This is a genomic window from Hymenobacter cheonanensis (genome assembly GCF_030581075.1).
In the GTDB taxonomy this organism is placed as follows: Bacteria; Bacteroidota; Bacteroidia; order Cytophagales; family Hymenobacteraceae; genus Hymenobacter.
In genome coordinates, this window is record NZ_JAUQSW010000001.1 from 219,234 (window position 1) to 240,145 (window position 20,912).

At 62.7% G+C, this 20,912-nt stretch carries 20 protein-coding genes and 1 tRNA gene; 15 read left to right on the forward strand and 6 right to left on the reverse strand.

Annotated features, from left to right (window positions below):
• Positions 1–21: 21 nt before the first annotated feature.
• Together Q5H89_RS01000 and Q5H89_RS01005 are read right to left on the reverse strand one after the other, a co-directional pair.
• The gene (locus Q5H89_RS01000; RefSeq protein WP_305017420.1) at positions 22–1,266 is read right to left on the reverse strand and encodes an arsenic transporter; all 1,245 of its coding nucleotides are present in this window, start codon (positions 1,264–1,266) and stop codon (positions 22–24) included.
• Positions 1,267–1,531: 265 nt separating this feature from the next.
• Complete coding sequence (locus Q5H89_RS01005) at positions 1,532–2,677, reverse strand: metallophosphoesterase family protein (protein ID WP_305017421.1); 1,146 nt, start codon at positions 2,675–2,677, stop codon at positions 1,532–1,534.
• A gap of 278 nt (positions 2,678–2,955) precedes the next feature.
• On the opposite strand from Q5H89_RS01005, the gene Q5H89_RS01010 reads away from it, so the two are divergent.
• The 6 genes from Q5H89_RS01010 (at position 2,956) to Q5H89_RS01035 (ending at position 7,823) form a co-directional block, all read left to right on the forward strand.
• Positions 2,956–4,377 carry a vWA domain-containing protein gene (locus Q5H89_RS01010; RefSeq protein ID WP_305017422.1) on the forward strand — a complete coding sequence of 474 codons (1,422 nt, stop codon included), beginning with the start codon at positions 2,956–2,958 and terminating at the stop codon, positions 4,375–4,377.
• A 3-nt stretch (positions 4,378–4,380) separates the two neighbouring features.
• Positions 4,381–4,971, forward strand: a complete 591-nt coding sequence (locus tag Q5H89_RS01015; RefSeq protein ID WP_305017423.1) for a hypothetical protein — start codon at positions 4,381–4,383, stop codon at positions 4,969–4,971.
• A 64-nt stretch (positions 4,972–5,035) separates the two neighbouring features.
• Positions 5,036–5,608 carry an RNA polymerase sigma factor gene (locus tag Q5H89_RS01020; protein ID WP_305017424.1) on the forward strand — a complete coding sequence of 191 codons (573 nt, stop codon included), beginning with the start codon at positions 5,036–5,038 and terminating at the stop codon, positions 5,606–5,608.
• 30 nt (positions 5,609–5,638) lie between these two features.
• Positions 5,639–6,088 (forward strand): hypothetical protein, encoded by a 450-nt coding sequence (locus tag Q5H89_RS01025; RefSeq protein WP_305017425.1) that lies wholly within the window; start codon positions 5,639–5,641, stop codon positions 6,086–6,088.
• A 16-nt stretch (positions 6,089–6,104) separates the two neighbouring features.
• Positions 6,105–6,596, forward strand: coding sequence for a hypothetical protein (locus tag Q5H89_RS01030; RefSeq protein ID WP_305017426.1), 492 nt, complete (start codon positions 6,105–6,107; stop codon positions 6,594–6,596).
• Between the two features lie 39 nt (positions 6,597–6,635).
• Complete coding sequence (locus tag Q5H89_RS01035) at positions 6,636–7,823, forward strand: aspartate aminotransferase family protein (protein WP_305017427.1); 1,188 nt, start codon at positions 6,636–6,638, stop codon at positions 7,821–7,823.
• Positions 7,824–7,940: 117 nt separating this feature from the next.
• Here the strand turns inward: Q5H89_RS01035 and Q5H89_RS01040 are convergent, their stop codons facing one another.
• The gene (locus Q5H89_RS01040; protein ID WP_305017428.1) at positions 7,941–8,387 is read right to left on the reverse strand and encodes a tellurite resistance TerB family protein; all 447 of its coding nucleotides are present in this window, start codon (positions 8,385–8,387) and stop codon (positions 7,941–7,943) included.
• A gap of 222 nt (positions 8,388–8,609) precedes the next feature.
• On the opposite strand from Q5H89_RS01040, the gene pfkA reads away from it, so the two are divergent.
• Positions 8,610–9,581: a 6-phosphofructokinase gene (gene pfkA / locus Q5H89_RS01045; protein WP_305017429.1), complete on the forward strand. Its 972-nt coding sequence runs from the start codon at positions 8,610–8,612 to the stop codon at positions 9,579–9,581.
• 63 nt (positions 9,582–9,644) lie between these two features.
• On the opposite strand, the gene miaA is transcribed toward pfkA, so the two are convergent.
• On the reverse strand, positions 9,645–10,580 hold the full coding sequence (miaA, locus tag Q5H89_RS01050) for a tRNA (adenosine(37)-N6)-dimethylallyltransferase MiaA (RefSeq protein WP_305017430.1): 936 nt from the start codon (positions 10,578–10,580) through the stop codon (positions 9,645–9,647).
• 8 nt (positions 10,581–10,588) lie between these two features.
• Positions 10,589–11,722, reverse strand: a complete 1,134-nt coding sequence (locus Q5H89_RS01055; protein WP_305017431.1) for a glycosyltransferase — start codon at positions 11,720–11,722, stop codon at positions 10,589–10,591.
• A gap of 102 nt (positions 11,723–11,824) precedes the next feature.
• Here Q5H89_RS01055 and Q5H89_RS01060 point away from each other — a divergent pair, with 102 nt between their 5' ends.
• From Q5H89_RS01060 to Q5H89_RS01080, 5 genes are all read left to right on the forward strand, one after another.
• A complete protein-coding gene (locus Q5H89_RS01060; protein ID WP_305017432.1) occupies positions 11,825–15,400 on the forward strand; it encodes a PAS domain S-box protein in 3,576 nt (1,191 codons plus the stop codon).
• 93 nt (positions 15,401–15,493) lie between these two features.
• Positions 15,494–15,880, forward strand: coding sequence for a response regulator (locus Q5H89_RS01065; RefSeq protein ID WP_305017433.1), 387 nt, complete (start codon positions 15,494–15,496; stop codon positions 15,878–15,880).
• Positions 15,881–15,990: 110 nt separating this feature from the next.
• The gene (locus Q5H89_RS01070) at positions 15,991–16,758 is read left to right on the forward strand and encodes an MBL fold metallo-hydrolase (protein ID WP_305017434.1); all 768 of its coding nucleotides are present in this window, start codon (positions 15,991–15,993) and stop codon (positions 16,756–16,758) included.
• Positions 16,759–17,056: 298 nt separating this feature from the next.
• On the forward strand, positions 17,057–17,284 hold the full coding sequence (locus tag Q5H89_RS01075; RefSeq protein ID WP_305017435.1) for a hypothetical protein: 228 nt from the start codon (positions 17,057–17,059) through the stop codon (positions 17,282–17,284).
• A 27-nt stretch (positions 17,285–17,311) separates the two neighbouring features.
• Positions 17,312–18,883: an NFACT RNA binding domain-containing protein gene (locus Q5H89_RS01080; RefSeq protein WP_305017436.1), complete on the forward strand. Its 1,572-nt coding sequence runs from the start codon at positions 17,312–17,314 to the stop codon at positions 18,881–18,883.
• Between the two features lie 63 nt (positions 18,884–18,946).
• Here the strand turns inward: Q5H89_RS01080 and Q5H89_RS01085 are convergent.
• Positions 18,947–19,028 (reverse strand) — tRNA-Leu (locus Q5H89_RS01085).
• A gap of 209 nt (positions 19,029–19,237) precedes the next feature.
• Here Q5H89_RS01085 and Q5H89_RS01090 point away from each other — a divergent pair.
• The 3 genes from Q5H89_RS01090 (at position 19,238) to Q5H89_RS01100 (ending at position 20,909) form a co-directional block, all read left to right on the forward strand.
• On the forward strand, positions 19,238–19,708 hold the full coding sequence (locus Q5H89_RS01090) for a low affinity iron permease family protein (RefSeq protein ID WP_305017437.1): 471 nt from the start codon (positions 19,238–19,240) through the stop codon (positions 19,706–19,708).
• A 59-nt stretch (positions 19,709–19,767) separates the two neighbouring features.
• Complete coding sequence (locus Q5H89_RS01095) at positions 19,768–20,232, forward strand: hypothetical protein (RefSeq protein WP_305017438.1); 465 nt, start codon at positions 19,768–19,770, stop codon at positions 20,230–20,232.
• Between the two features lie 98 nt (positions 20,233–20,330).
• Complete coding sequence (locus Q5H89_RS01100) at positions 20,331–20,909, forward strand: MOSC domain-containing protein (RefSeq protein ID WP_305017439.1); 579 nt, start codon at positions 20,331–20,333, stop codon at positions 20,907–20,909.
• Positions 20,910–20,912 lie beyond the last annotated feature (3 nt).

Below are 20,912 nucleotides of genomic sequence, written 5' to 3' on the forward strand. Positions count from 1 at the left end.
AAAAGCCGTCGTGCCGGGCGGCTACAGCAACAGCGAGGCAATAGCCAGCACCAGCGGCACAGTCATGACCAGCGCGCCGAGCTTGAGAAACTGCCAGGCGCTGACATCGATATTTTCGCGGCGCAGGGCCACCAGCCACAGCAGCGTGGCCAGCGAGCCGGTGATGGAAAGATTGGGGCCGAGGTCGATGCCAATGAGCACCGCGCCCTTAACGGTTTCGGGCACGTGGGCGGTTTGCAGCACATTGCCGGCGATGAGGCCGGCGGGCAGGTTGTTCATGACGTTGCACATAAGCGCTACGCCAACCCCGCTAGCCCAGGTAGTAGCCGCCGCCGACTGCCCGGCCCCGCGCGTGAGCAGCGCCGCCAGCCACTGCGTAACGCCCGTTTTGCCCAGCGCCTCAACCAGCACAAACAGCCCTGCCACCAGTGGCAGCACCGCCCACGATACATTTTTGACGATGGAAAACGGGTTTTTGCGGGCCACCAGCAGTCCCACGGCCGCCGTGAGCGTGCCCGTGATGGCGGTGGGCAACCCTAGCGGCTTGTCGAAGGCCGACGCCAGCAGCAGCGTGACGGCCGTGACGCCGATGCCGGCCAGTGCCACCTGCCCGCCGCGCTCCAGGGCAGGCAGCTCAATATCGGTAGCGATGGGCTGGCTGAGTACGGCGCGCTGCGTGTAGCGCAGCATGGCGTAGGTGGCGCCGATGGCCACGGCCGCCGGCAGCAGGTAGCGCGGCAGCCAAACCAGCAGCGGCGGCATGTGCGCGCCGTAAATCACCAGGTTGGCCGGGTTGGAAATGGGCAGCACAAACGAGGCCGCGTTGGCGATGAAGGCGCAGATGAACAGGTAAGGCAACGGGTTTTTCACCTTGGCGGCCCGCACGGCGCTGGCCACGGCCGGCGTGAGCACCACGGCCGTAGCATCGTTGGAAAGCAGGGCCGTCACAACTACCCCCACCAAATAGATAAGCAAAAACAGCCGCTGGGCCGAGCCCTTGGCCAGCTTGGTGGCGTGGGCGGCCAGCCAGTCGAACAGCTTCTCTTCGCGGGCTATTTCGGCCAGCAGCATCATGCCCGTCAGAAACAGGTACACATCCAGCCCCTTGGCCACGCCGGCCAGGCCTTCGGCCGGGGTAAGCAGCCTAGCCAGCAGCAGCAGCACGGCCCCACCCACGGCCCACACATACTCGGGAATTTTGAACGGCCGGGTAATAACCAAGGCAATGGACAGCACCGAGATAACCCAGATAAAAACTATTGACATGAAATGGAAACGCGAGGAAATAGTAGTAGAAAACTGCGTAGTCGGCAAGTTGCCGGAGTAGGAATCGTAGCTAGCTTTTGCTGAGAACATCTTTAGAACATCCGTCATGCTGAGCTTGCCGAAGCATCTCTACCGGGTAGTTGAGCCGCTCAGGCAAAGCGGCAGAGATGCTTCAACAAGCTCAGCCTGACGGACGCTCTAAATTATTAGATTCATTTTAATTGTTTTATTTACAATTAGTTAATTCATTTTACTCAACTTGAGGCTAGCTGCTGGGGTGCAATGGCTTGGCATTGCGGTTGGGGCCTAGCTGGGTGCCCAGAATGCCATTGTCTTCCCAGGCGCCGAGGCGGGCGGCGTCGCTGCCCGCGCCCGGCCGGGGCGGCGGCTGGTAGGGCGCCGGGGCCAGCTGCACCTGGTGGCGGCCGGGCCGGCCGGTAGCATCGCGGGCCTCTACGATAAGGGATAGCGGCAGCGTGGCCCCGGCCGGGCAGGCGGCTGCGGCCTGCCACACGCCGGCGGCATCGCGCTGCATGGGTTGCCAGGAGCCGCCAGCCAGTTGGTACTGCACGCTCGCTACCGCATTGGCACCCAGCACAATGGCCCGGATGGTGAACTGCCGCCCCACGGCCTGGCTGGCGTGGCGCAGCAGCCGGTAATCGGCCGGGGCGGTGATGAGCACGAAGGGAAAGGCGGCATCGAGCGGCTTAAAGCGCCAGCTCACAATGCCCTGGTCGAGGCTGGTGAGCGAGTAGCCGACCGGCCCTTCCTCAAGCTGACCCGTAGAGCGGGTGGCCGCGTAGATAGTGGTGCCATCGTTGGCCAGCTCGTTGTAGTGGGTGTGGCCCATGTCGAACAGCGCCACGCGGTGCTGGGCCAGCAGGCTCATAAGCTGCTCGCGCTCAGCGGCGTCGCGTAAGTCGGCCGGGTAGGTATGCATGAACAGCGCTACTTCGGTGCCGGCCGGCACTTGGCTTAGCTGCTCGCGCAGCCAGGCCAGCTGCGCGGCGCCCAGCCGAAAATCGGGGCCGCCCGTGCCGGGGCCGCACACATCCAGAAACAGGCACCGCACGCCCTGCACCGTCAGGGCCTTGGGCAGGGGCGCGGCGGCGGGCACGGCGTAAAAACTGGCGAGGCTGCCCGGCTCCCTATCGTGGTCGCCAGTGATGAGGTGCACCGGCACGCTAGCCAGCCGCAGCGCCGCCGTTACCAGGCGGTACTGCGCCGGCTGGCCATTGTCGGCCACGTCGCCCGGCAGGTAAATAAAATCGAGCTGGCCGGCGCCTTCTACCTCCAGCTGGGCCAGGATGGCTAGCAAATCCAGGTAGTTGCGGGCTTTGGCATCGGTGATGTGCAGGTCGCCGAGGTGAGCATACACCAGGGGCCGGGGGCTAGCGGTACTCTCAACCATAGGCAGGCACCAGCAGCATGTAGAGGCCTGGCAACGCCCCGGAACCGCCGGGCTGGTAAGCGTCAGCATACGCTCGCGCAACGCTTAGGTTCCAATCAGTTATCGCTAGGCATTCCGCCCCAACCTATCGGCTACGTTTTCTTCACGAAGCCTTCATGAGCGGCCGGGGCACGCGGCAGCGGGTAGCGGGCGGCGCCGGTTTCGGGACGGGGCTGGCGCCCAACGACTACGGGCGGGTGGCTAGCCGGAAGTTGCGGGCGCCGGTGTAAATTTCGGCGATGCTATTCCCACTCCGTTTTTCTGCCCGCTCTGCTACCAGCGGCCTGCTGGTTTGGCTGCTGCTGACCCTTTGCTTTGCTGGCCAGGCTCAGAATGCGCCGCCCGAAAAGCCGAAAGTCACGCGCATCCTCTTCCTGCTCGATGCCTCGGGCTCGATGATGGCGCCCTGGGAGGGCACCCCGCGCTGGGAGGTAGCCAAGCACCTGCTGGCCAAGATGGCCGACTCGCTCAACGCCTACCCCAACCTGGAGCTGGGCCTGCGCGTGTACGGCCACCAGCACGCCAACGCCGAGCAAAACTGCGAAGACTCGCGCCTTGAAGTGCCCTTCGCCCCCAAGAATGCCGCCGCCATTAAGGCGCGCCTCAAAACGCTGAAAGCGCAGGGCAATACGCCTATCACGTACTCGCTGGAACAGTCGGCCAAGGACTTCCCCCTGGATAAAACGTCGCGCAACGTGCTGCTGCTCATCACCGACGGCGTAGAGTCGTGCAAGGGCGACCCCTGCGCGGCCTCGCTAGCATTGCAGCGCAAGCGCGTTTTTCTGAAACCCTTTGTCATTGGCATCGGGGCCGAAAAGGACTTTGGGCAGGCGCTGGCCTGCCTGGGCAAGTACTATAACGCGGCCGAGGTCAAGACCTTCCAGACGGTGCTCAACGACGTAATTGCCCAGACCCTGGCCAAAACCACGGTGGCCGTGAACCTCACCGACGAGGCCGGCCGGCCGGTAGAGTCGAACGTGAACATGACGTTTGTGAACAACGTGACCGGGCAGCCCGAGTACAACTACGTGCACTACCGCGACGCCCAGGGCAAGGCCGACGTGCTCGACATCGACGCCTTGCAGAGCTACGACCTGGTGATAAACACCGTGCCGGCCGTGCGGCAGGCCAATATTGTTATCCGGGGTGGCAAAGCCAACGTTCTGAATTTCAAGACGCCGCAGGGCACGCTGGTGCTTCAGCCGGCCAACATTACACCCAACCCTTACGGCGGCGCGGTGCAGGCCGTGGTGCGAGCGCAGGGCAGCGCGGCCACCGGGCTAGCCCTGCCCTTTGGCAGCAAGCAGAAAATGCTGGCCGGCAACTACGAAGTGGAAGTGCTGACGCTGCCGCGCACCACCCAGCGCGTGAGCATCCGCCAGGGCCAGGCCACTACCGTGACCTACGCCGTGCCGGGCACGCTCAACATCACCTCTGACCTCAAAGGGTTTGGCAGCCTTTACAAGCTTAACGACGACGAGTCGCAGACCTGGATTTATAACCTGCCCGAGGCCAGCAGCAAGGTAAACCTGGCCATGCAGCCGGGCGCCTACCGGCTGGTTTTCCGCACCGCCACCAGCACCGGCAGCAAGTTTACGGATGTGCGCAACTTTACTATTCGCTCGGCGCAGACGACTTCGTTGAGCATTTTTGGGCGGTAGGAAATGGCGGAGGTACGCAAGAATTTCCTCTACAATGAAGTGCTGCCACGCACCGAGCGCCTACATTGGCTCGTGGCGGCCACAGGGCTAGGGTTTCGCTACTCCTTGCTGCGCAGCGGCAGCATCTTACTCATGGTAGGCCTTAGCGGACTGTCAGTTATCTATTTCCTGCGTGCCTTCGAGCCAGTAATAGAAGATGTTGGCCCCGAGTTTTCCACGGCATACTCACCGGTGACAGAGTCGCCCGAGTTACTGCGCCAGTTTCAGTACATCGCTAGCGCGCTTACTTTGCTAGGCATTCTTTTTAAGCTGCTGCTGTGGCAGGGCCAAGCAGAACTCCTGCTGGTGAGTGTATCAACGCTGCTGATAACAATTTCTTTAAAATGGGCTACTAGCCAGCAAGCCTGTTCCATCTTGCTGATTGGTAGCTTGGGCTTGCTCATCTGGCTGGTTCCGACCGAAACCTTGGTGCGCACATTCTACCGCGACGACCCGGCTTTAGTAGAGAAAATGCTTTTTCAGCACCAGCATCCCGGCGACAAAGCGGCCACGGCCGAAGTGCTGCGCTTGCTGAACGCCCGGCGCAACCGCTAGGCCCACGCATTAAACCCTGGCCCCTGCCCGTCGTCCAACCCGCACAATCGCCCCCGCCCCGCGTTTGGAAGACCCCGAAATCCTCCGCAAGTTTCAAGACCCGGCCAGCCGCAATCTGGCCTTTAACCAACTGGTGCGCAAGTACCAGCAGAAGGTGTATTGGCACGTGCGCAAGATGGTAGTGGACCACGACGACGCCGACGACCTCACGCAGGACGTGTTTGTGAAGGTGTGGAAAAATTTAGAAACTTTTCGGCAGGATGCCCAGCTCTTCACCTGGATTTACCGCATCGCCACCAACGAGTGCCTGAGCTTTTTACAAAGCAAGCGGCGCAGGTTTTTTCTGCCCCTCAACGATGTAGGCGCCGAGCTGGCGGCCAAGCTCGAAGCCGACCCGGCCGTGGCCGGCGATGAGATTGAGCTGAAGCTGCAGCGCGCCATTCTGCGCCTGCCCGACAAGCAGCGCCTCGTATTCAACCTGCGCTACTACGACGAGATGCCCTACGAGCAGATGGCCGAGGTCACCGGTACCAGCGTGGGCGCCCTCAAGGCCAGCTACCACCACGCCGCCCGCAAGATTGAGGAATACGTGACGAAAGCCGACGACCCCTTGTTATCTCCCGACGAAGCCGATTAAACCCTGGCTCCGCTTTGCCATCCAACGTTCATGAAAACGCCTTTCCGCCTCGACGAGCACCCGCGCCGCGGGCCCCAGCCGCTGAGCAGCCCCCCGGCCGGCTACTTCGAGCAGCTGCCCACCCGCATTATGGCGCAGGTGGTAGCGCCGGCCCGCCAGCCGGGCCTGGCCTGGTGGCGGCTAGCCCCGGCGTACCTGCGCACGGGCCTGGCCTCAACGCTGCTGCTGGGCACGTTTGCCGCCTCGCTGTGGCTGGGCGGCGGTGCCCGGCTGGCCCCTACTGCCGCTAGCCTCGACGCCGTGCCCCAGGCCCAGCTCGTGGAGTACCTCACCAGCGGCGAAACCCACGTAGATATGCTCGACCTGGCCGAGCTGCCGACCCGCCGCCTGGGCCTCACTGCCCAGTATTTGCAGCCATCTTCTACCGAGCTTACCGAGGCGCTCGATGCGCAGCCCGCCGATGAGGCCGGGCTTCTCTAAGCCTAGCTACTTACTCATGAACCTTTTACGCTTCTTTTTCTTTGGTCTGTTTTGCTTGGCGCTGGCCGCCAGCCAGCCGGCGCAGGCCCAGCTACGGGGCCGGCTGGGGCAGCCGGGCGCGCGCATCAGCCAGCTCGATAATGCCAAGATTGCCTTTATCACGTCGCGCCTGACGCTGACCCAGGACCAGGCCCAGCGCTTCTGGCCGCTCTATAATGACTTTATTGGTAAGCGCCGCGAACTCAACCGCTCGGCCCGCTTGCTGCGCCGCGACGCCGCTAGCCTCTCTTTAAACGATGCGCAGCTGCGCGACAACTTCAACCAGGATTTTGCCATCCGGCAGCAGCAGCTTAATCTGGAAAAAGACTATTTTGACAAGGTTCAGAAAGTGTTGAGCCTGCGGCAAGTGGCCCAATTGTACCAGGCCGAGCGCGATTTTACCAAGGAAGTACTCAAGCGGGTGGCGGGTAATGGCCCGGCTGCCGGCTCGCCGGCCGACGACCAGTAGCCCCGCCCCGGCCCTAGCGGCGGTACCTTTGCGGGCGCTATGCTTACCCCCCGCCAGCTTTTTCTGCGCCACCAGGCCCAAACCTCGGAGTTTCCGCTTTTGCTGGAAATTGAGCGGGCCGAAGGCGTGTACATGTACACCCCCGAAGGCCGCCCGATTCTGGATTTGATTTCCGGCATCGGCGTCAGCAACGTGGGACACCGCCACCCGCGCGTGCTCCAAGCCATTCACGACCAATTAGATAAGTACCTACACCTGATGGTGTATGGCGAGCTGGTGCAGGCCCCGCCCGCCCGGCTAGCCCACGCGCTGGCCGCCACCCTGCCCGCCCCACTCGACACGGTGTATTTCACCAACTCGGGGGCCGAGGCCATCGAGGGCGCCCTGAAGCTAGCCAAGCGCCACACCGGCCGCACGGGCCTGGTATCGGCCTACAACTCCTACCACGGCTCCACGCACGGCGCGCTGTCCATCACGGGCTCCGAGGGCTTCAAAAACAGCTACCGGCCGCTGCTGCCCGACGTAACGCACCTGCGCTACAACGAGCTGGCCGACCTGGCCCTCATCACCGAAAACACCGCCGCCGTGGTGCTCGAAACCGTGCAGGGCGAAGCCGGCGTGCGCCTGCCGCGGCCCGGCTACCTGCCCGCCGTGCGCCAGCGCTGCACCGAAGTGGGCGCGCTGCTCGTTCTCGACGAGATTCAGTGCGGCTTCGGGCGCACGGGCACGCAGTGGGCCTTCGAGCAGTTTGGCGTGGTACCCGATATTCTGGTGTGCGCCAAGGGCATGGGCGGCGGCATGCCGATTGGGGCATTCATCTCGTCGCCCGAAATCATGGTGGGCTTCCAGACCAACCCTATTCTGGGGCACTGCACCACCTTTGGCGGGCACCCGGTGAGCTGCGCGGCCTCGCTAGCCACCTTGCAGGTTATTCAGGAAGAGAACCTGCTGGCCGGCGTGGCGGCTAAGGCCCAGCGCCTACGGGCGCAACTGATGCACCCCGCCATTCGGGAGGTGCGCAATTGCGGGTTGCTGATGGCTGTGGAATTCGATTCTTTCGAAGTGCTCAAGCCCATCATCGACCGGGCACTAGCCGGGGAAGGTATTCTTACCGACTGGTTTTTGTTCTGCGATAACTCGCTGCGCATCGCGCCGCCGCTCACGATTACGGAGGCGGAGATTGACGCGGCCGTGGCGGGCTTGCTGCGGGCTATTAGCCCTCATTAAAATCCTCATGCTGAACGTAGTGAAGCATCTCGCCCGCACCCGTAGGACATTAACCTAACGGTGCGGGCGAGATGCTTCACGGCGTGCGGCCTGACGTAACGGGCGCGAGGCTTTTGCCTAGCGCACCGGCAAGTCGTTGTAATTCAAGAAGGAAAGGCTTTCCTCTTTGATGCGCTCGCGGGGCACGGCGTCTTTCACGCCCTGCGAAATCTTGCGCACGAGCACGCCCACGATGGCGTGGCGGAAGCCCAGCTTCTCGGCCATCATGATGCAGAAATCCATCTCGGTTTCGTCCACAATACCGTCGGCCAGCATCATATCCACGAGGTCAAAAATCTGGTCGAAGCGCTCGGAATCGGTGCCGGGCAGGTCGGCCAGGCAGTTGGTTTGGCCGGCTACTAGCTTGCGCACCTCGGTAGCCGACACGCCGTTTTTTTTGCCTACGGTGATGATAAAATTCATCTCCCGGTCGTCCACGTGGCCATCGGCTTTGGCCAGGGCGGCGAGGTTGCAGAGGTGGCCTTTTATTTTTTTAGCCTGCTCGTTTTCGAAAAAACCAAACATAGGAGTGCGGGTTAGAGGTGGGCGGTGAGATAGCGAAAAGTAGGCAAGAAACGCCTAATTACCAAGAGTCTGCTTCGCGCTTTTTTGTACTTCTACGTAATGGCGGCAAAAATGTCGGGGTTAAATTTCTGCGTCCGTTTCGGCAAGTGCCCCCGGCTGCCGACCTTTGCGGGCTTACGGCCAACCCTGCCTGGGCAGTGGGCGCTTTAGCGGACTTTTACCATGAAGAGAATTGGAGTTTTTACCAGTGGCGGCGATGCGCCGGGCATGAATGCCTGCCTGCGGGCAGTGGTGCGGGCGGGCGTGTACCACGGCATTGAGGTCTATGGCATTATGCGGGGCTACAGCGGCATGATTAAGGGCGAATTTGTGCGCATGGACTCGGCCTCGGTGTCGAATACGGTGCAGCGCGGCGGCACGATTCTGAAATCGGCCCGCTCGCAGAAATTCATGACCAAGGAGGGCCGCCAGGAGGCCTTCGACCAGCTTACCAACCACGGCATTGAAGGGCTAGTGGCCATTGGTGGCAACGGCACTTTCACGGGTGCCACCATCTTTGAGAAGGAGTTTGGCATCCCGACGGTGGGCGCGCCGGGCACCATCGACAACGACCTCTACGGCACCGACTACACCATTGGCTACGACACGGCCGTGAACACGGCCCTGGAGGCCATCGACAAGATTCGCGACACGGCCGACTCGCACGACCGCTGCTTTTTTGTGGAGGTAATGGGCCGTGACTCGGGCTACATCGCCATTCCGTGCGCCATCGGCGGCGGGGCCGAAATTGTGATGGTGCCCGAAACGGCCATGAGCGTGGAGGCCGTCATCGAATCGCTGCAAAGCAGCTATGCGCGCCACAAAACCTCGTTTATCGTGATTGTGGCCGAGGGCGAGGAAGAAGGCAACGTGCACAAAGTAGCCAAGCGCGTGAAGGAAGCCATTCCGCAGCTCGACACCCGCGTAACCATCGTGGGCCATATTCAGCGCGGCGGCTCGCCCACGGCCTCCGACCGCCTGCTAGCCTCGCAGCTCGGCATCGCAGCCGTTGAAGGCCTGCTAAACGGCATGAAAAACGTGATGGCCGGCATCGTCGACCGCAAGCTCATGTACACCCCGTTTGATGACACTATCAACAAGCGTAAGGTCATCAACCAGAGCTTTATGCGGATGGTGGAGATACTCTCCGTTTAATTAATTATGAGTTATGAGTTAAAAGTTATGAGTTGATAATCGACCCAACTCATAACTTCTAATTCATAATTCATAACTCAAATCGACCCACTCGTAGCCCGCGTCGCGGCGCAGCCAGGTGAACTGGTGCTTGGCGTAGTGGCGGGTATTGCGCTGCAACAGGCGCACGGCCTCGGCATAGTCATACGCCCCGTCGAGGTAGCCGAAGATTTCCTGGTAGCCCACGGTTTGCAAGGCATTGTGCGCCCGGTAGGGCACCAACTGTTCCACTTCGGCCACTAGGCCCAGGTCGAGCATTTGCAGCACCCGCTGGTCGATGCGATGGTACAGCTCTTCGCGGTCGCGGGCCAAGGCCACTTTCACCACCCGAAAGGGCCTGGCCGCCGCCTTGGCCGCCACGGCCGCCGGCCCCAGGTGAAAGCTCGAAAACGGCTGCCCCGTGCCGCGCGTAATTTCGAGGGCCCGCAGCACCCGCTGGTGGTTTTGGAGGTCGAGGCGGCTGTGCGCGAGCGGGTCGGTAGCGGCCAGCTCGGCTACCAACGGGGCTAGCCCCTGCGTGGCCAACTCGTGTTGCAGCTGCTGGCGCACGGCGGCCGGCACGGCGGGCAGCTCATCGAGGCCATCGGTGAGCGCCTGCAAATACAGCCCCGAGCCACCAGTAGCAATAACCACGGCGTGGCGCCGAAACAGCTCGACCAGCCGCGCCTCGGCCTCGGCGGCAAATCGGCCGGCGCTGTAGTCTTCCGTAATGCTATGCGAATCAACGAAATGGTGCGGCACGCCCTGCATTTCATCGGGCGTGGGCTTGGCCGTGCCGATGCTCATCTCGCGGAAGAACTGGCGCGAGTCGGCCGAGATAATCTCGGTGCCTAGCTGCCGGGCCAGGGCCACGGTGAGGGCCGTTTTGCCCACGGCAGTGGGGCCGGCCACGGTGAGGAGCACGGGGCGCGGGTCGGCGGCGGTGGGGGCTAGCCGGGCCAGGAGATTGGGGGGCAACATGCGTAAACTTACCTGCCTAGCAGGGTGTGGTAAAGACGGAGTAACACTTTTTCTTCCTGCTGCCAGTTCCACTCGGCGCGGGCTGTGCGGCAGTTGGCCGCCAGCTGCTGGTAGCGGGCGCCGGGCTGGCCGCCGGGCAGCAGCCGCGCCAGGGCTGCCGCCAGGGTGGCGGGGGCCAGGTCGGGCACCAGTTCGGCTACCTCGTGCCGGGCGTTCAGGGCGCGGTATTCGGGAAAGGCGATGCAGAGCTGCGGGATGCCGGCCTGCACGTAATCGAAAAACTTATTAGCCAGGGAATAATAGTAGCTGAGCCCCGTGTTTTCGAGCAGCATAATACCCACCGTGGCCTGGGCCGTGAGGTGGCGCAGCTCATCAGGCAGCACGTAGCCCGTAAACTCGACCTGCCCCGAGGCCAGCAGCCCTAGCTGCGCCGCCTGCTGGCGCAAAGCCGCCGAGCAATCGCCCTCGCCGCAAATGACAAGCCGCGCCGACACCTGCGGCATGGCCGCCAGCAGCTCGGCCAGGCCCCGGCCCACATTGAGCGCGCCCTGGTAAAGCAGCACCGGGCCGCCGGGCAGCGGCCCGAGTGGAGCTGCCGCCGGCGCGGCCCCACTCGGCACGTTGCGCACCACGCCAAACGGGCAGCCGGGGTGCTTGGCCTCAAACAGGCCGGCCAGGGCCGGGCCCACCGTGTAGCGCAGCCGGGCGCGGGGCACAATAAAATTCTCTACCCACTGCCAGAGGCGCTGCACGCGGGGCCGGGCCACTACTTCGGGCACCTCCGTAAACAGCTCGTGGGCATCGTACACGAAGGGCTGGCCCCCTAGCCGGGCGCGCAGCCAGGTGGGCAGCGCGGCATCAAGGTCGGCGCAAGCCCAGGCGGCGGCGCGCTGGCGCAGCAGGTACAGCAGCAGCCGCAGGTTATACTCGAGGTAAAAAAGCTTACCCCGCTGAAACCACCCGCGCAGCCGGTGCTGTTCATACGGCTGTGGCCCCAGCGGCACCGAAGCGGGGCGCTGCCAGCCCACGAGCAGCACCTCATAGCCGGCCCGCGCCAGGCTGCCGCAAATGCGCTGCATCCGCTGGTCGTAGCTCAGGTCGGTGGTAACGGCGAAAACCAGGCGGGGGGCTGAAATGGACACGAACTAGGTAAAACGGCGCAGCCGCCGTAAATTCCGGCCAAAACTACTTCTGCCGCGCCGCCAGCCGCAACCTCAGCCCCGGCAACCCGTTTGTCGCACTCTATGCCCGTTCACTCTCCGGGGCCGCATTTGCCGGCTACCGCCCACATGTTCGACCAGTTGCAGCTTGCCTACGTGGTTTTCGACGGCGGCGGGCGCATCGTGGAAGTCAACGATGTTTTTGTGCGGCTCAGCGGCTACGAGCGCTCGCAGCTGCTGGGGCAGGCCTACCACCGGCTGCTCACGCCCCCGGCGCACCAAGCCGAGCGCCAGGCGCATCTGCTACGCATATTGCGCGATGAAGCGCCGCACCAAGAATACTACGAAATGGAGCTGACAACCCGCACAGGCGAAAGTTTGATGTTGCAGTGGCAGTCGCAGCTGGTGCGCGACCCCAAAGGGCACCTTACGGGTATGTGGGCCGTGGGCCACGCCCTGAACCACGATGAGCCCGGCCGCGCCCCGGCCCTGCTGCCCGAGCCGGCCTACTTGCGCGAGTTTTTTGACAGCTCGCACGACCTTATTCTGCACCTGAGCGCCACCAACCTGCTGCTCTTCGTGAACCGGGCCGGGCAGGAAAAGCTGGGCTATACCGAAGAGGAATTGCTAGGCCGCCCGCTCACCGATGTGGTGCACCCCTACTACCGCGCCAAGCTGCTCTACCAGTTGCGCCGCCTCTACGAAGGCCAGGCTCTCAATAAGTTAGAGACTGTACTACTGACCAAGGCCGGCCGCCCCGTGCACCTCATTGGCTCGGTGAGCAGCGAGCAGCAGCCGGGCCGCCTGCCCAGCGCCCGGGCCGTGCTGCACGACATTACCGACCGCATCAAGGCCGAGCGCCTGCAAAAGGTCTACTACAGCATTGCCAACCTGGCCATTTCGGCCCACGACCTGCCGGCGCTCTACGGCGCCATTCACCGCGAGCTGGGCAAGGTTATTGAGACGAATAACATCTTTATTGCGCTCTGCGACGACGCCCGCACGCAGCTGCAATTTGTGTACTACGTCGACCAGCACGCCTATTTTGAGCAGGGCGACGGCCGCCCATTCTCGCTCGGCATTACCGAATACGTGATTGAGCAGGGCCAGCCCATGTTCTTCACGCAGGCCGATTTGCTACGCCTCATGCGCACTGGCGAGATGACGGCCTTCGGGCGGCTGCCCGCCGTGCTGCTAGCCTCCCCGCTGAGCGTGGGCGACCGCACCATCGGGGTGCTCACGGTGCAGGAATACGACCGCGTGGATTTGTACACGCCCGCCGACCTCGACATTCTGCACTTCATTTCGGGGCAGGTGGCGCTGGCCATCGACCGCAAGCGCCAGGAGGAATACGTGGCCCGCCAGAACGCGCGCCTGAGTGCCATTTTTGAAAGCGGCTCGCAGCTGATATGGAACGTGGACCGGCGCGGCAACCTCGTGTCGTTCAACCGCAACTACGCTACCTTTTACCAGCGCCGCAATGGCGCGCTGCCCACGCCGGGGCTCAACGTGCTGGAAACTGACATTTCGCTGGCCGACGAGGCCACGCGCGAGCTATTTCGGCGCAGCTACCTGGCCGCGGCCCGCGGCGAGCCCCAGCAGTTCGAGGCCCAGCTGCGCCAGCCCCGGTCACCTAGCCTTTGGCTCAGCATCAACCTGGCCCCTATCTACCTCAACGATGGCTCGTTTGAGGAGATTACGGCGCAGGCGCAGGACATTACGGCCAGCAAAAACTCGCAGCTGGCCCTAGCCGCGCAAGAGGAAAAGTTTCGCTCCATCTTTGAGTCGTTTCAAGATGTGTACTACCGCACCGACCGCGAGGGGCGCTTCACCATTCTCAGTCCTTCGCTGCGCGAAGTACTGGGCTACAGCCCGTTGGAGGCGCTTAGCTACCGCATAGAGGACTTTTACTGGCAGCCCGAGCAGCACCAGATACTGCGCCAAAAGCTGCTGAAGCAGGGCGAGCTGCGCAACTTCGAAACCCAGCTGCGCCACCAGGAGGGCTACCCGGTGAGCGTACTCATTAATGCCCGCCGCACGCGGTTTGGCACCGAGGGCATTGCGCGCGACATCACCGAAATCCGCCGTATCCAGGACGATTTGCGCCTGGCCAAGGAGGAAGCTGAAGCCGCTTCGGAGGCTAAAACGCAGTTTCTGGCCAACATGAGCCACGAGCTGCGCACGCCCATGAACGGTATTATCGGCATGATAGACCTGCTGGGCCAAACCCAGCTGAGCGGCGAGCAGGCCGACTACGTCGACACGCTGGGCACCAGCTCGGAGGCGCTGATGACCATTTTGAATGACATTCTGGACTTGTCGAAAATCCAGGCCGGCAAGATGCGTCTCAACGAGGCCCCGCTAGCCCTCGAGCCGTTGCTCGACCGCCTGCGGGCCCTGTTTCTGTACCGCGCCAACCAGAAAAACCTGCGCTTTACCTGCCATTTGGCGCCCGGCACCCCGGCCTCCATCATCACCGACGAAACGCGCCTGCTGCAAATCCTGGCCAACCTCATTGCCAACGCCATCAAGTTTACGGCGCAGGGCACCGTGAGCGTGGTGGTATCGGCAGCGCGGGCGGAGGGCGATTTTTACACGCTGCGCTTCGCGGTGCAAGACTCGGGCATCGGCATTTCGGCCACCGATGCGGCGCGCCTCTTCACCAGCTTCACCCAGCTAGACACCACCCCTAGCAAGGCCTACGGCGGTACGGGCCTGGGGCTGGCCATCAGCAAGGAGCTGGCCGAGCTGCTGGGGGGTACCATCGGTGTGGTGTCGGACTCGGGCGAGGGCAGTATTTTCTGGTTTACCATCCGCTGCCAGGTGCCCACCTCGGCGGCTACGGCGGCGCTGGTGGCGCCCCCCGAGCCTGCCCCGCTGGTGGGGGCCCGCCCGGGCCCCGCGCCGCGGGTGCTGCTGGTCGATGACAACACCATCAATCAGAAAGTGGCCGCCCGCCTGCTGGGCAAGCTTAATTGCGAGGTCGATATTGCCAGCGATGGCTACGAGGCCATTACCCGGGCTACGGCGCCGGGCGCGGCCTACCAGCTTATTTTCATGGACATCCAGATGCCGGGCCTCGATGGCATTGCCGCCACCCGGGCCATTAAGGCGCAGCTGGGGGCGGCTAGCCCACCCATCGTGGCCATGACGGCCTATTCTATGCCCGACGATGCGGCCCGCTTTGTAGAAGCGGGCCTCGACGACTACCTGGCCAAGCCCGTGAAGCAACAGCAGCTGGCCCAAACGCTGGCCCGCTGGATAGCCGCCCCGGCAGTCGCTCCCAAGCCCGCCGAGGTGACCCCCGAGCCCGCCCCGGCCATCGTGGACCCCGAGGTGCTGAAGCAGCTGCTGCAATTGGGCGGCGAGGAGTTCACGGCTGAGCTTTATGGCGAGTTTATTGAGGAAACTACCGCCCTGATGGCCCAGATAAATGAGCATTGGCAGGCTACCGAGTTAGACAAGCTCCACCCGTTGCTGCACCAGCTCAAGGGCACGGCCGGCACGCTAGGGCTCACCAAGCTGGCTACGCAGGCCTTAGCTTTGGAGAAAGCCATCAAAAAACAGCAAACTCAGGTAATTGACAGTGGCCTGCCCGAGCTTAATAAATTATTCGCTCTTTTCATTGCCCATTATCCCAGCCTGCTCACACCGGGTTAGCCCTAGTGGTAGCCGGGGCCGCTTGTCAGCGGCTCCGGCCTGCCTTTTTTTTACTTTCATTTTTAGCTGCATTTTTTCATCCATCTCTTCCACATGACTCCCACCGCTACCCCCAAAACCATCCTTATTGCCGAGGATAGCTCAGTCATTCTTAGCCTGACCCGTAAGATTCTGGAACAGCAAAAATACCGCATTGTGCTGGCCAAAAACGGCGGTGAAGTTATCAAGCAGCTTGAGAGCCAGCCTGTTGATGGGGTACTGATGGACATTAATATTCCCGTGCGCAACGGCATTGAGTGCACCCGCGACATAAGGGCCCACGCCGACCCGCGCATCAACCAGCTGCCCGTTATCGCCATTACCGGCAACGCCAACAACTACTCGATGGAGCAGTTTCGGGAGGCTGGCATTACGGATTACCTGCCCAAGCCCCTGGATTTTGACGCCCTGGTGCGCGTGGTGCGCCAATACGTGGGGTAAACTTTTAATTATGGATTAGAAATTATGAATTATGAATTTTCTTTCGGGCACGGCGCCCCAAACCGCCCGCTAATTCATAATTTCTAATTCATAATTGATAAGTAAATTTTATGAAGCTGACTTTTCTGGGTACGGGCACTTCGTCGGGGGTGCCGATGATAGGCTGCACCTGCCCGGTATGCCGCTCGCTCGACCACCGCGACCAGCGCTTGCGCGTATCGGTGCACCTGGCCGTGGAGGGGCGCAGCCTGGTGGTGGATACCGGCCCCGATTTTCGGCAGCAGATGCTGCGGGCGCATATCAGCCGGCTCGACGGCATCCTGTTTACGCACGAGCACAAGGACCACACCGCCGGCCTCGACGATGTGCGTGCTTTCAACTTCCGGCAGCAGCAGGAAATGCCGGTTTTTGCCGAGTCCCGGGTTATCGAGCAGCTCAAGCGCGAGTACGCCTACGTGTTTGCCGAGCACAAATACCCCGGCGTGCCGCAGGTGGGCCTGCACCCGATACTGGACGACCAGCAGCCCTTCGACGTGCTGGGCCTGGCCGTGCAGCCCTTGCGGGCCCTGCACCACAGGCTGCCCGTGCTGGGCTTCCGCCTGGGCGGGCTAGCTTATCTGACCGACGCTAACTTCTTGCCCGATAGCACGCTAGCCCAGCTGCAAGGCTGCGACACCATTGTACTCAACGCCCTGCGGCACGAGCCTCACCTCTCCCACTTCACGCTGGGCGAGGCCGTGGCCATTCTGGAGGAACTAAAGCCGCGCCGGGCTTACCTCACCCACATCAGCCACCAGCTAGGCCGCCACCGCGAGGTAGAGGCTACCCTGCCGCCCTGGCTGCGGCTGGCTTATGATGGCTTGGTGGTAGAGATATAAGGTTGTGCCTTGAAGGCCAGTCGCTTATAATATGCACCTAGTGGTTTACCTACGGCGGCAGTATAGCTCCCCGCTGCCCCCCACGGCGCTGGTGCGGCGGCTCGAGCACACGGTGCTGCCGCGCCCGGCGGGCCTGCTCTGGTGGCTGGGCATTCGCCGCTTGCCTTGCTGGGGCGAGGTGCAGCTGGCTGCGCACACCTTCCGAGCCCGGATGCCCCGGGGCCGGTCGAACGGGCCGGTCATTTACGGCCATTGGCGGGCGGCAAGCGAGGCGGCCTTGCCCCTAGCTGGCACTTGCGTGCAGCTCATTATCCGCCCGTCGCTACCTGGGCTGCTAGGCGGCTTTTTTGTACTGAGCTTCTTGTTGATGGTGAGCTTGGTAATTTCTCCACCGCCTGTATCACACGTCGTACTTGGCATTGCCAGCTTGTTTGGGCTACTTTTTTTAACGGACGCTTGGTTGAGCATTCGCCGCGCCGAGCGCCATTTCCAAACTGCGCTCGCCTTAAAAAAGCTGGGGAACTAACCCGGTATACTTGCTGGAGCTATTTTTATGCATACCAATTATTATTTCCTGCGCCAGCTGGCCCCGGCCCTCGCCGCGCAGCTGCGCGGCTACCGCGTAGCGAGCTGCTTCTCGCAGGAAAAAGACGAGCTAGTCGTTGGCTTGCTGAGTGAAACGGGCGCCGAGTTTTGGCTGAAAGCGCAGCTGGGCGCCGCTTTTCCGGCGCTGGCTTTGCCCGAAACCTTCCACCGCGCCCGCCAAAATTCGGTCGACCTACTGCCCGAGCTGCTAGGCCGCACGGTGGCTGGTGTAGAAGTCTGGCCGCAGGACAGAGTACTGCAAATCAATTTTATAGAAGCCGCGGCCAGCCTCACCTTCAAGCTCTACGGCCCGCGGCCGAATGCCATTTTTCGACCCGCGCCGGGCGCGGCGGCCCAGCTCTTTCACCAGCGCTACACGGCCGATGCCGACCTGGCACCTCTGCCGGCCGATGCGCCGGCGCCGGCCATTGGCCCCACTGGCAAGCTGTCCCCGGCCCTGGCCGACCTGCCGGCCCGCTACCTGCGCGAACACCGCGGCTACGACCCCGCCCCGGCCGAGGCAAAGCAGCGGCTAGCCCACGAGTTGCAAGCCGAGCTGGAAAACCCCGCGTACTACTACGTCATCTACCTCGATGGCCGCACCCGCCTGAGCCTGGTGCCGCTGGGCGAAATTCTCGAAACGCTGCCTGGCACCGACCCGATTGGCGCGTTGCGGCGCTTTGTGCCGCTGGCGCTGGCCCGCCGCGCCCTCGAAACCGAGCGCCGCCAGCTGCGGCAGCTGCTCACGCGCCGGGCCGACGAGGCCGGCACCAGCGCCCACCTGGCTAGCCAGCGCCTGCACGCGCTGGCCCACGAAGCGGGCTACCGCCACCGCGCCGACCTTATTATGGCTAACCTACACGCCATTGCGCCGGGTGCAGCGCAGCTCGAAGTTGTTGATTTCTACACTAATGAGCCGGTCGTTCTCAAGCTGAAGCCGCTCGAAAAGCCCCAGCGCACGGCCGAAAACCTATACCGCAAAGCCAAGAATCAGCAAATAGAAGAGCGGCAGCTGCAGGCGCGCATTGCCGCGCGCGAGGCCGAAGCCCTGCAAGCGCTGGAGCTGCTGGAGGAGCTGGATGCCGCACCAGCCCTGGCCGAGCTGCGCGGCCTGCGCACCTGGCGCAAGCTGCACGCCCTCGACCCCAACCCCGAGTCGGCCAAAGCTGCCAGCGAGTTGCCATTCAAGGTATTTGAGGACCACGGCTTTACCATTCTGGTGGGGCGCAATGCCCAGAACAACGACCTGCTGACGCAGAAATATGCCCATAAGGACGACCTCTGGCTGCACGCCAAGGATGTGAGCGGCTCGCACGTCGTTATTCGGCACCGGGCCGGGCAGGTGGTGCCCGAGCCTGTGGTGGAGCACGCCGCCCAGCTGGCCGGCTGGTACTCGCGCCGCCAGCACGACTCGCTGTGCCCGGTTACGGTGACGCCCAAAAAGTTTGTGCGCAAGCCCAAAGGTGCCCTGCCCGGCCAGGTAATAGTGGAGCGCGAGCGGGTGGTGCTGGTAGTGCCGGGCAACCCATTTGAGAAATAAGCCAGGTATTCGCCAACTGGCATAAAAAAAGCCCGCTGCATAGCGGGCTTTTTTCTTTCAGCGTGCGCGCGGGGAGATTCGAACTCCCACACCCGAAGGCACCACCCCCTCAAGATGGCGTGTCTACCAGTTTCACCACGTGCGCAGAAAGGCAATCGGCAGCTTGGAGCGGCCCGGGGGCCGGCTTCGCTGAGGGGCGAAGCGGGTGCAAATGTACTACGCCGCGCCATTTTTTCAAATCCTGCGCAGCGTTTCACGTAAAAAATCCGGGGCTTCAGTACGCGTACACGCGCTACCTGCTTACTTGGCAAGATATTAGCCGTTGGGCTAGCTCTGTTTTTTTCTGTTTTTTTTATGTCTGCTTCATCTCAGCCTGCTGATAAGGCCTCCTTCTTTGGCCGCTTTGCCGAAAAAACCACGAAGTACTCGGGCACTACCACCGTATTTGTGGGGGCGGTGGGCATTGTGCTGCTGTGGGCCATCACGGGGCCGCTTTTTCACTATTCCGAAACCTGGCAGCTGGTCATTAATACGGGCACCACTATCATCACTTTCCTGATGGTTTTCCTTATTCAGCGCGCCCAGAATAAAGACTCACTAGTGCTGCACCTCAAGCTTAATGAGCTGATTGCGGCCACCAAGGGCGCCAGCAACCGCCTCATCAACGCCCAGGATTTTTCGGAGGAAGAAATCCGGCTTATCCACCAGTTTTACTGCCTGCTGGCCGATAAGGCGCGGGCCGACAACGACTTGGGCGAAACCCACTCGGTGGAAGAAGCCGAAGACAACCACCACGAAAAGCTGGCGGCCCACCGCAACGACTAGCCTTGGCTGGCTGGCCTTGGGGCAGCGGCTACCTTTGCCCTCCCCTAGCGCCGCGCCCCATGAACCAAGCCCACTGGCACCTGCTTTTCAACCACGTACCCATTTTCGGAGCCCTGGCCGGGGCTTTGCTGCTGGCGGCGGGCCTGCTAGGGCGGCAAGATGCGGTGCTGCGCGCGGGCCTGTGGGCGCTTGTGCTGGCCGTGGTGCTGGGGCTACCGGCTCAGCTCACCGGCCCCGGCGCGGCGCGGGTAGTGAAGGACATGCCGCGCGTGAGCCAGGCGCTTATTCACAACCACGCGCAGGCGGCGCGGCTGGGCTACTGGGTGCTAGCCGCCACGGCCACGCTGGCGCTGCTGTGCGTGGTGCAGCTGAGCCAGGGCCACGCCTGGGCGCGGCGCCTGGCGTGGGGCACGCTGCTAGGGGCCGTGCTGAGCTTTGGGCTGCTGGCGCGCGCCGGCAACTTGGGCGGCCAGATTAGCCACCCCGAAATCCGCGAAGGCTTCGGCACGCCCGACGAACTGTGAAAAATATGCGCGTAGAAATGTGGCCCCGCCAGGCAGCCAACTCTTGACTTGGTTACATTTCTACTCAGCTTTCTTCCTCAACTTCTAAATTGCCCGGTATGGCTTTTCCTTTTTTTGGCGATGATAAATCGACGGTGGCCCGGCTGCTGGCTACCCTACCCCAGGAAGGCCGCCTGGAGTGGATAGGCCTGCGCCCGCTGCGCCGGGCGGCCCTGGAGGCAGTGCCCGAGGCCGAGGTAATTACCGACCGGCACCTGGCCGGCGACCATGCTAGCCCCAAGCCGGGCGGCAAGCGCCAGCTTACGCTTATCCAGCACGAGCACCTGGGAGCGGTGGCGGGCTTTCTGGGCTTGCCCGAGCCGGTGGCGCCGGACCGCCTGCGGCGCAACCTGGTGGTGAGTGGCCTCAACTTATTGGCCCTCAAAGGCCGCCAGATTCAAATCGGCGAGGAAGTCATTTTGGATATTACCGGCGAGTGCCACCCCTGCTCGCGCATGGAGGAAGAGCTGGGCCCCGGCGGCTACAACGCCATGCGCGGTCACGGCGGCCTCACGGCGCACATTGCCCAGGGCGGCCGCCTGCGGGTGGGCGATGTGGTGCGGGTGCTGCCGGGTCCGCCAGCTGCCGATATTCCGGAAAATAAAAAACCCGCAGCCAAAGGCAACGGGCTTTCCTGAGCT

What these genes read in the sequence shown, in the direction of transcription:
- Q5H89_RS01000 (WP_305017420.1), bottom strand. Translation starts at nt 1,266, where the DNA reads ATGTCAATAGTTTTTATCTGGGTTATCTCGGTGCTGTCCATTGCCTTG.
- Q5H89_RS01005 (WP_305017421.1), bottom strand. Translation starts at nt 2,677, where the DNA reads ATGGTTGAGAGTACCGCTAGCCCCCGGCCCCTGGTGTATGCTCACCTC.
- Q5H89_RS01010 (WP_305017422.1), top strand. Translation starts at nt 2,956, where the DNA reads ATGCTATTCCCACTCCGTTTTTCTGCCCGCTCTGCTACCAGCGGCCTG.
- Q5H89_RS01015 (WP_305017423.1), top strand. Translation starts at nt 4,381, where the DNA reads ATGGCGGAGGTACGCAAGAATTTCCTCTACAATGAAGTGCTGCCACGC.
- Q5H89_RS01025 (WP_305017425.1), top strand. Translation starts at nt 5,639, where the DNA reads ATGAAAACGCCTTTCCGCCTCGACGAGCACCCGCGCCGCGGGCCCCAG.
- Q5H89_RS01030 (WP_305017426.1), top strand. Translation starts at nt 6,105, where the DNA reads ATGAACCTTTTACGCTTCTTTTTCTTTGGTCTGTTTTGCTTGGCGCTG.
- Q5H89_RS01035 (WP_305017427.1), top strand. Translation starts at nt 6,636, where the DNA reads ATGCTTACCCCCCGCCAGCTTTTTCTGCGCCACCAGGCCCAAACCTCG.
- Q5H89_RS01040 (WP_305017428.1), bottom strand. Translation starts at nt 8,387, where the DNA reads ATGTTTGGTTTTTTCGAAAACGAGCAGGCTAAAAAAATAAAAGGCCAC.
- pfkA (WP_305017429.1), top strand. Translation starts at nt 8,610, where the DNA reads ATGAAGAGAATTGGAGTTTTTACCAGTGGCGGCGATGCGCCGGGCATG.
- miaA (WP_305017430.1), bottom strand. Translation starts at nt 10,580, where the DNA reads ATGTTGCCCCCCAATCTCCTGGCCCGGCTAGCCCCCACCGCCGCCGAC.
- Q5H89_RS01060 (WP_305017432.1), top strand. Translation starts at nt 11,825, where the DNA reads ATGCCCGTTCACTCTCCGGGGCCGCATTTGCCGGCTACCGCCCACATG.
- Q5H89_RS01065 (WP_305017433.1), top strand. Translation starts at nt 15,494, where the DNA reads ATGACTCCCACCGCTACCCCCAAAACCATCCTTATTGCCGAGGATAGC.
- Q5H89_RS01070 (WP_305017434.1), top strand. Translation starts at nt 15,991, where the DNA reads ATGAAGCTGACTTTTCTGGGTACGGGCACTTCGTCGGGGGTGCCGATG.
- Q5H89_RS01080 (WP_305017436.1), top strand. Translation starts at nt 17,312, where the DNA reads ATGCATACCAATTATTATTTCCTGCGCCAGCTGGCCCCGGCCCTCGCC.
- Q5H89_RS01090 (WP_305017437.1), top strand. Translation starts at nt 19,238, where the DNA reads ATGTCTGCTTCATCTCAGCCTGCTGATAAGGCCTCCTTCTTTGGCCGC.
- Q5H89_RS01095 (WP_305017438.1), top strand. Translation starts at nt 19,768, where the DNA reads ATGAACCAAGCCCACTGGCACCTGCTTTTCAACCACGTACCCATTTTC.
- Q5H89_RS01100 (WP_305017439.1), top strand. Translation starts at nt 20,331, where the DNA reads ATGGCTTTTCCTTTTTTTGGCGATGATAAATCGACGGTGGCCCGGCTG.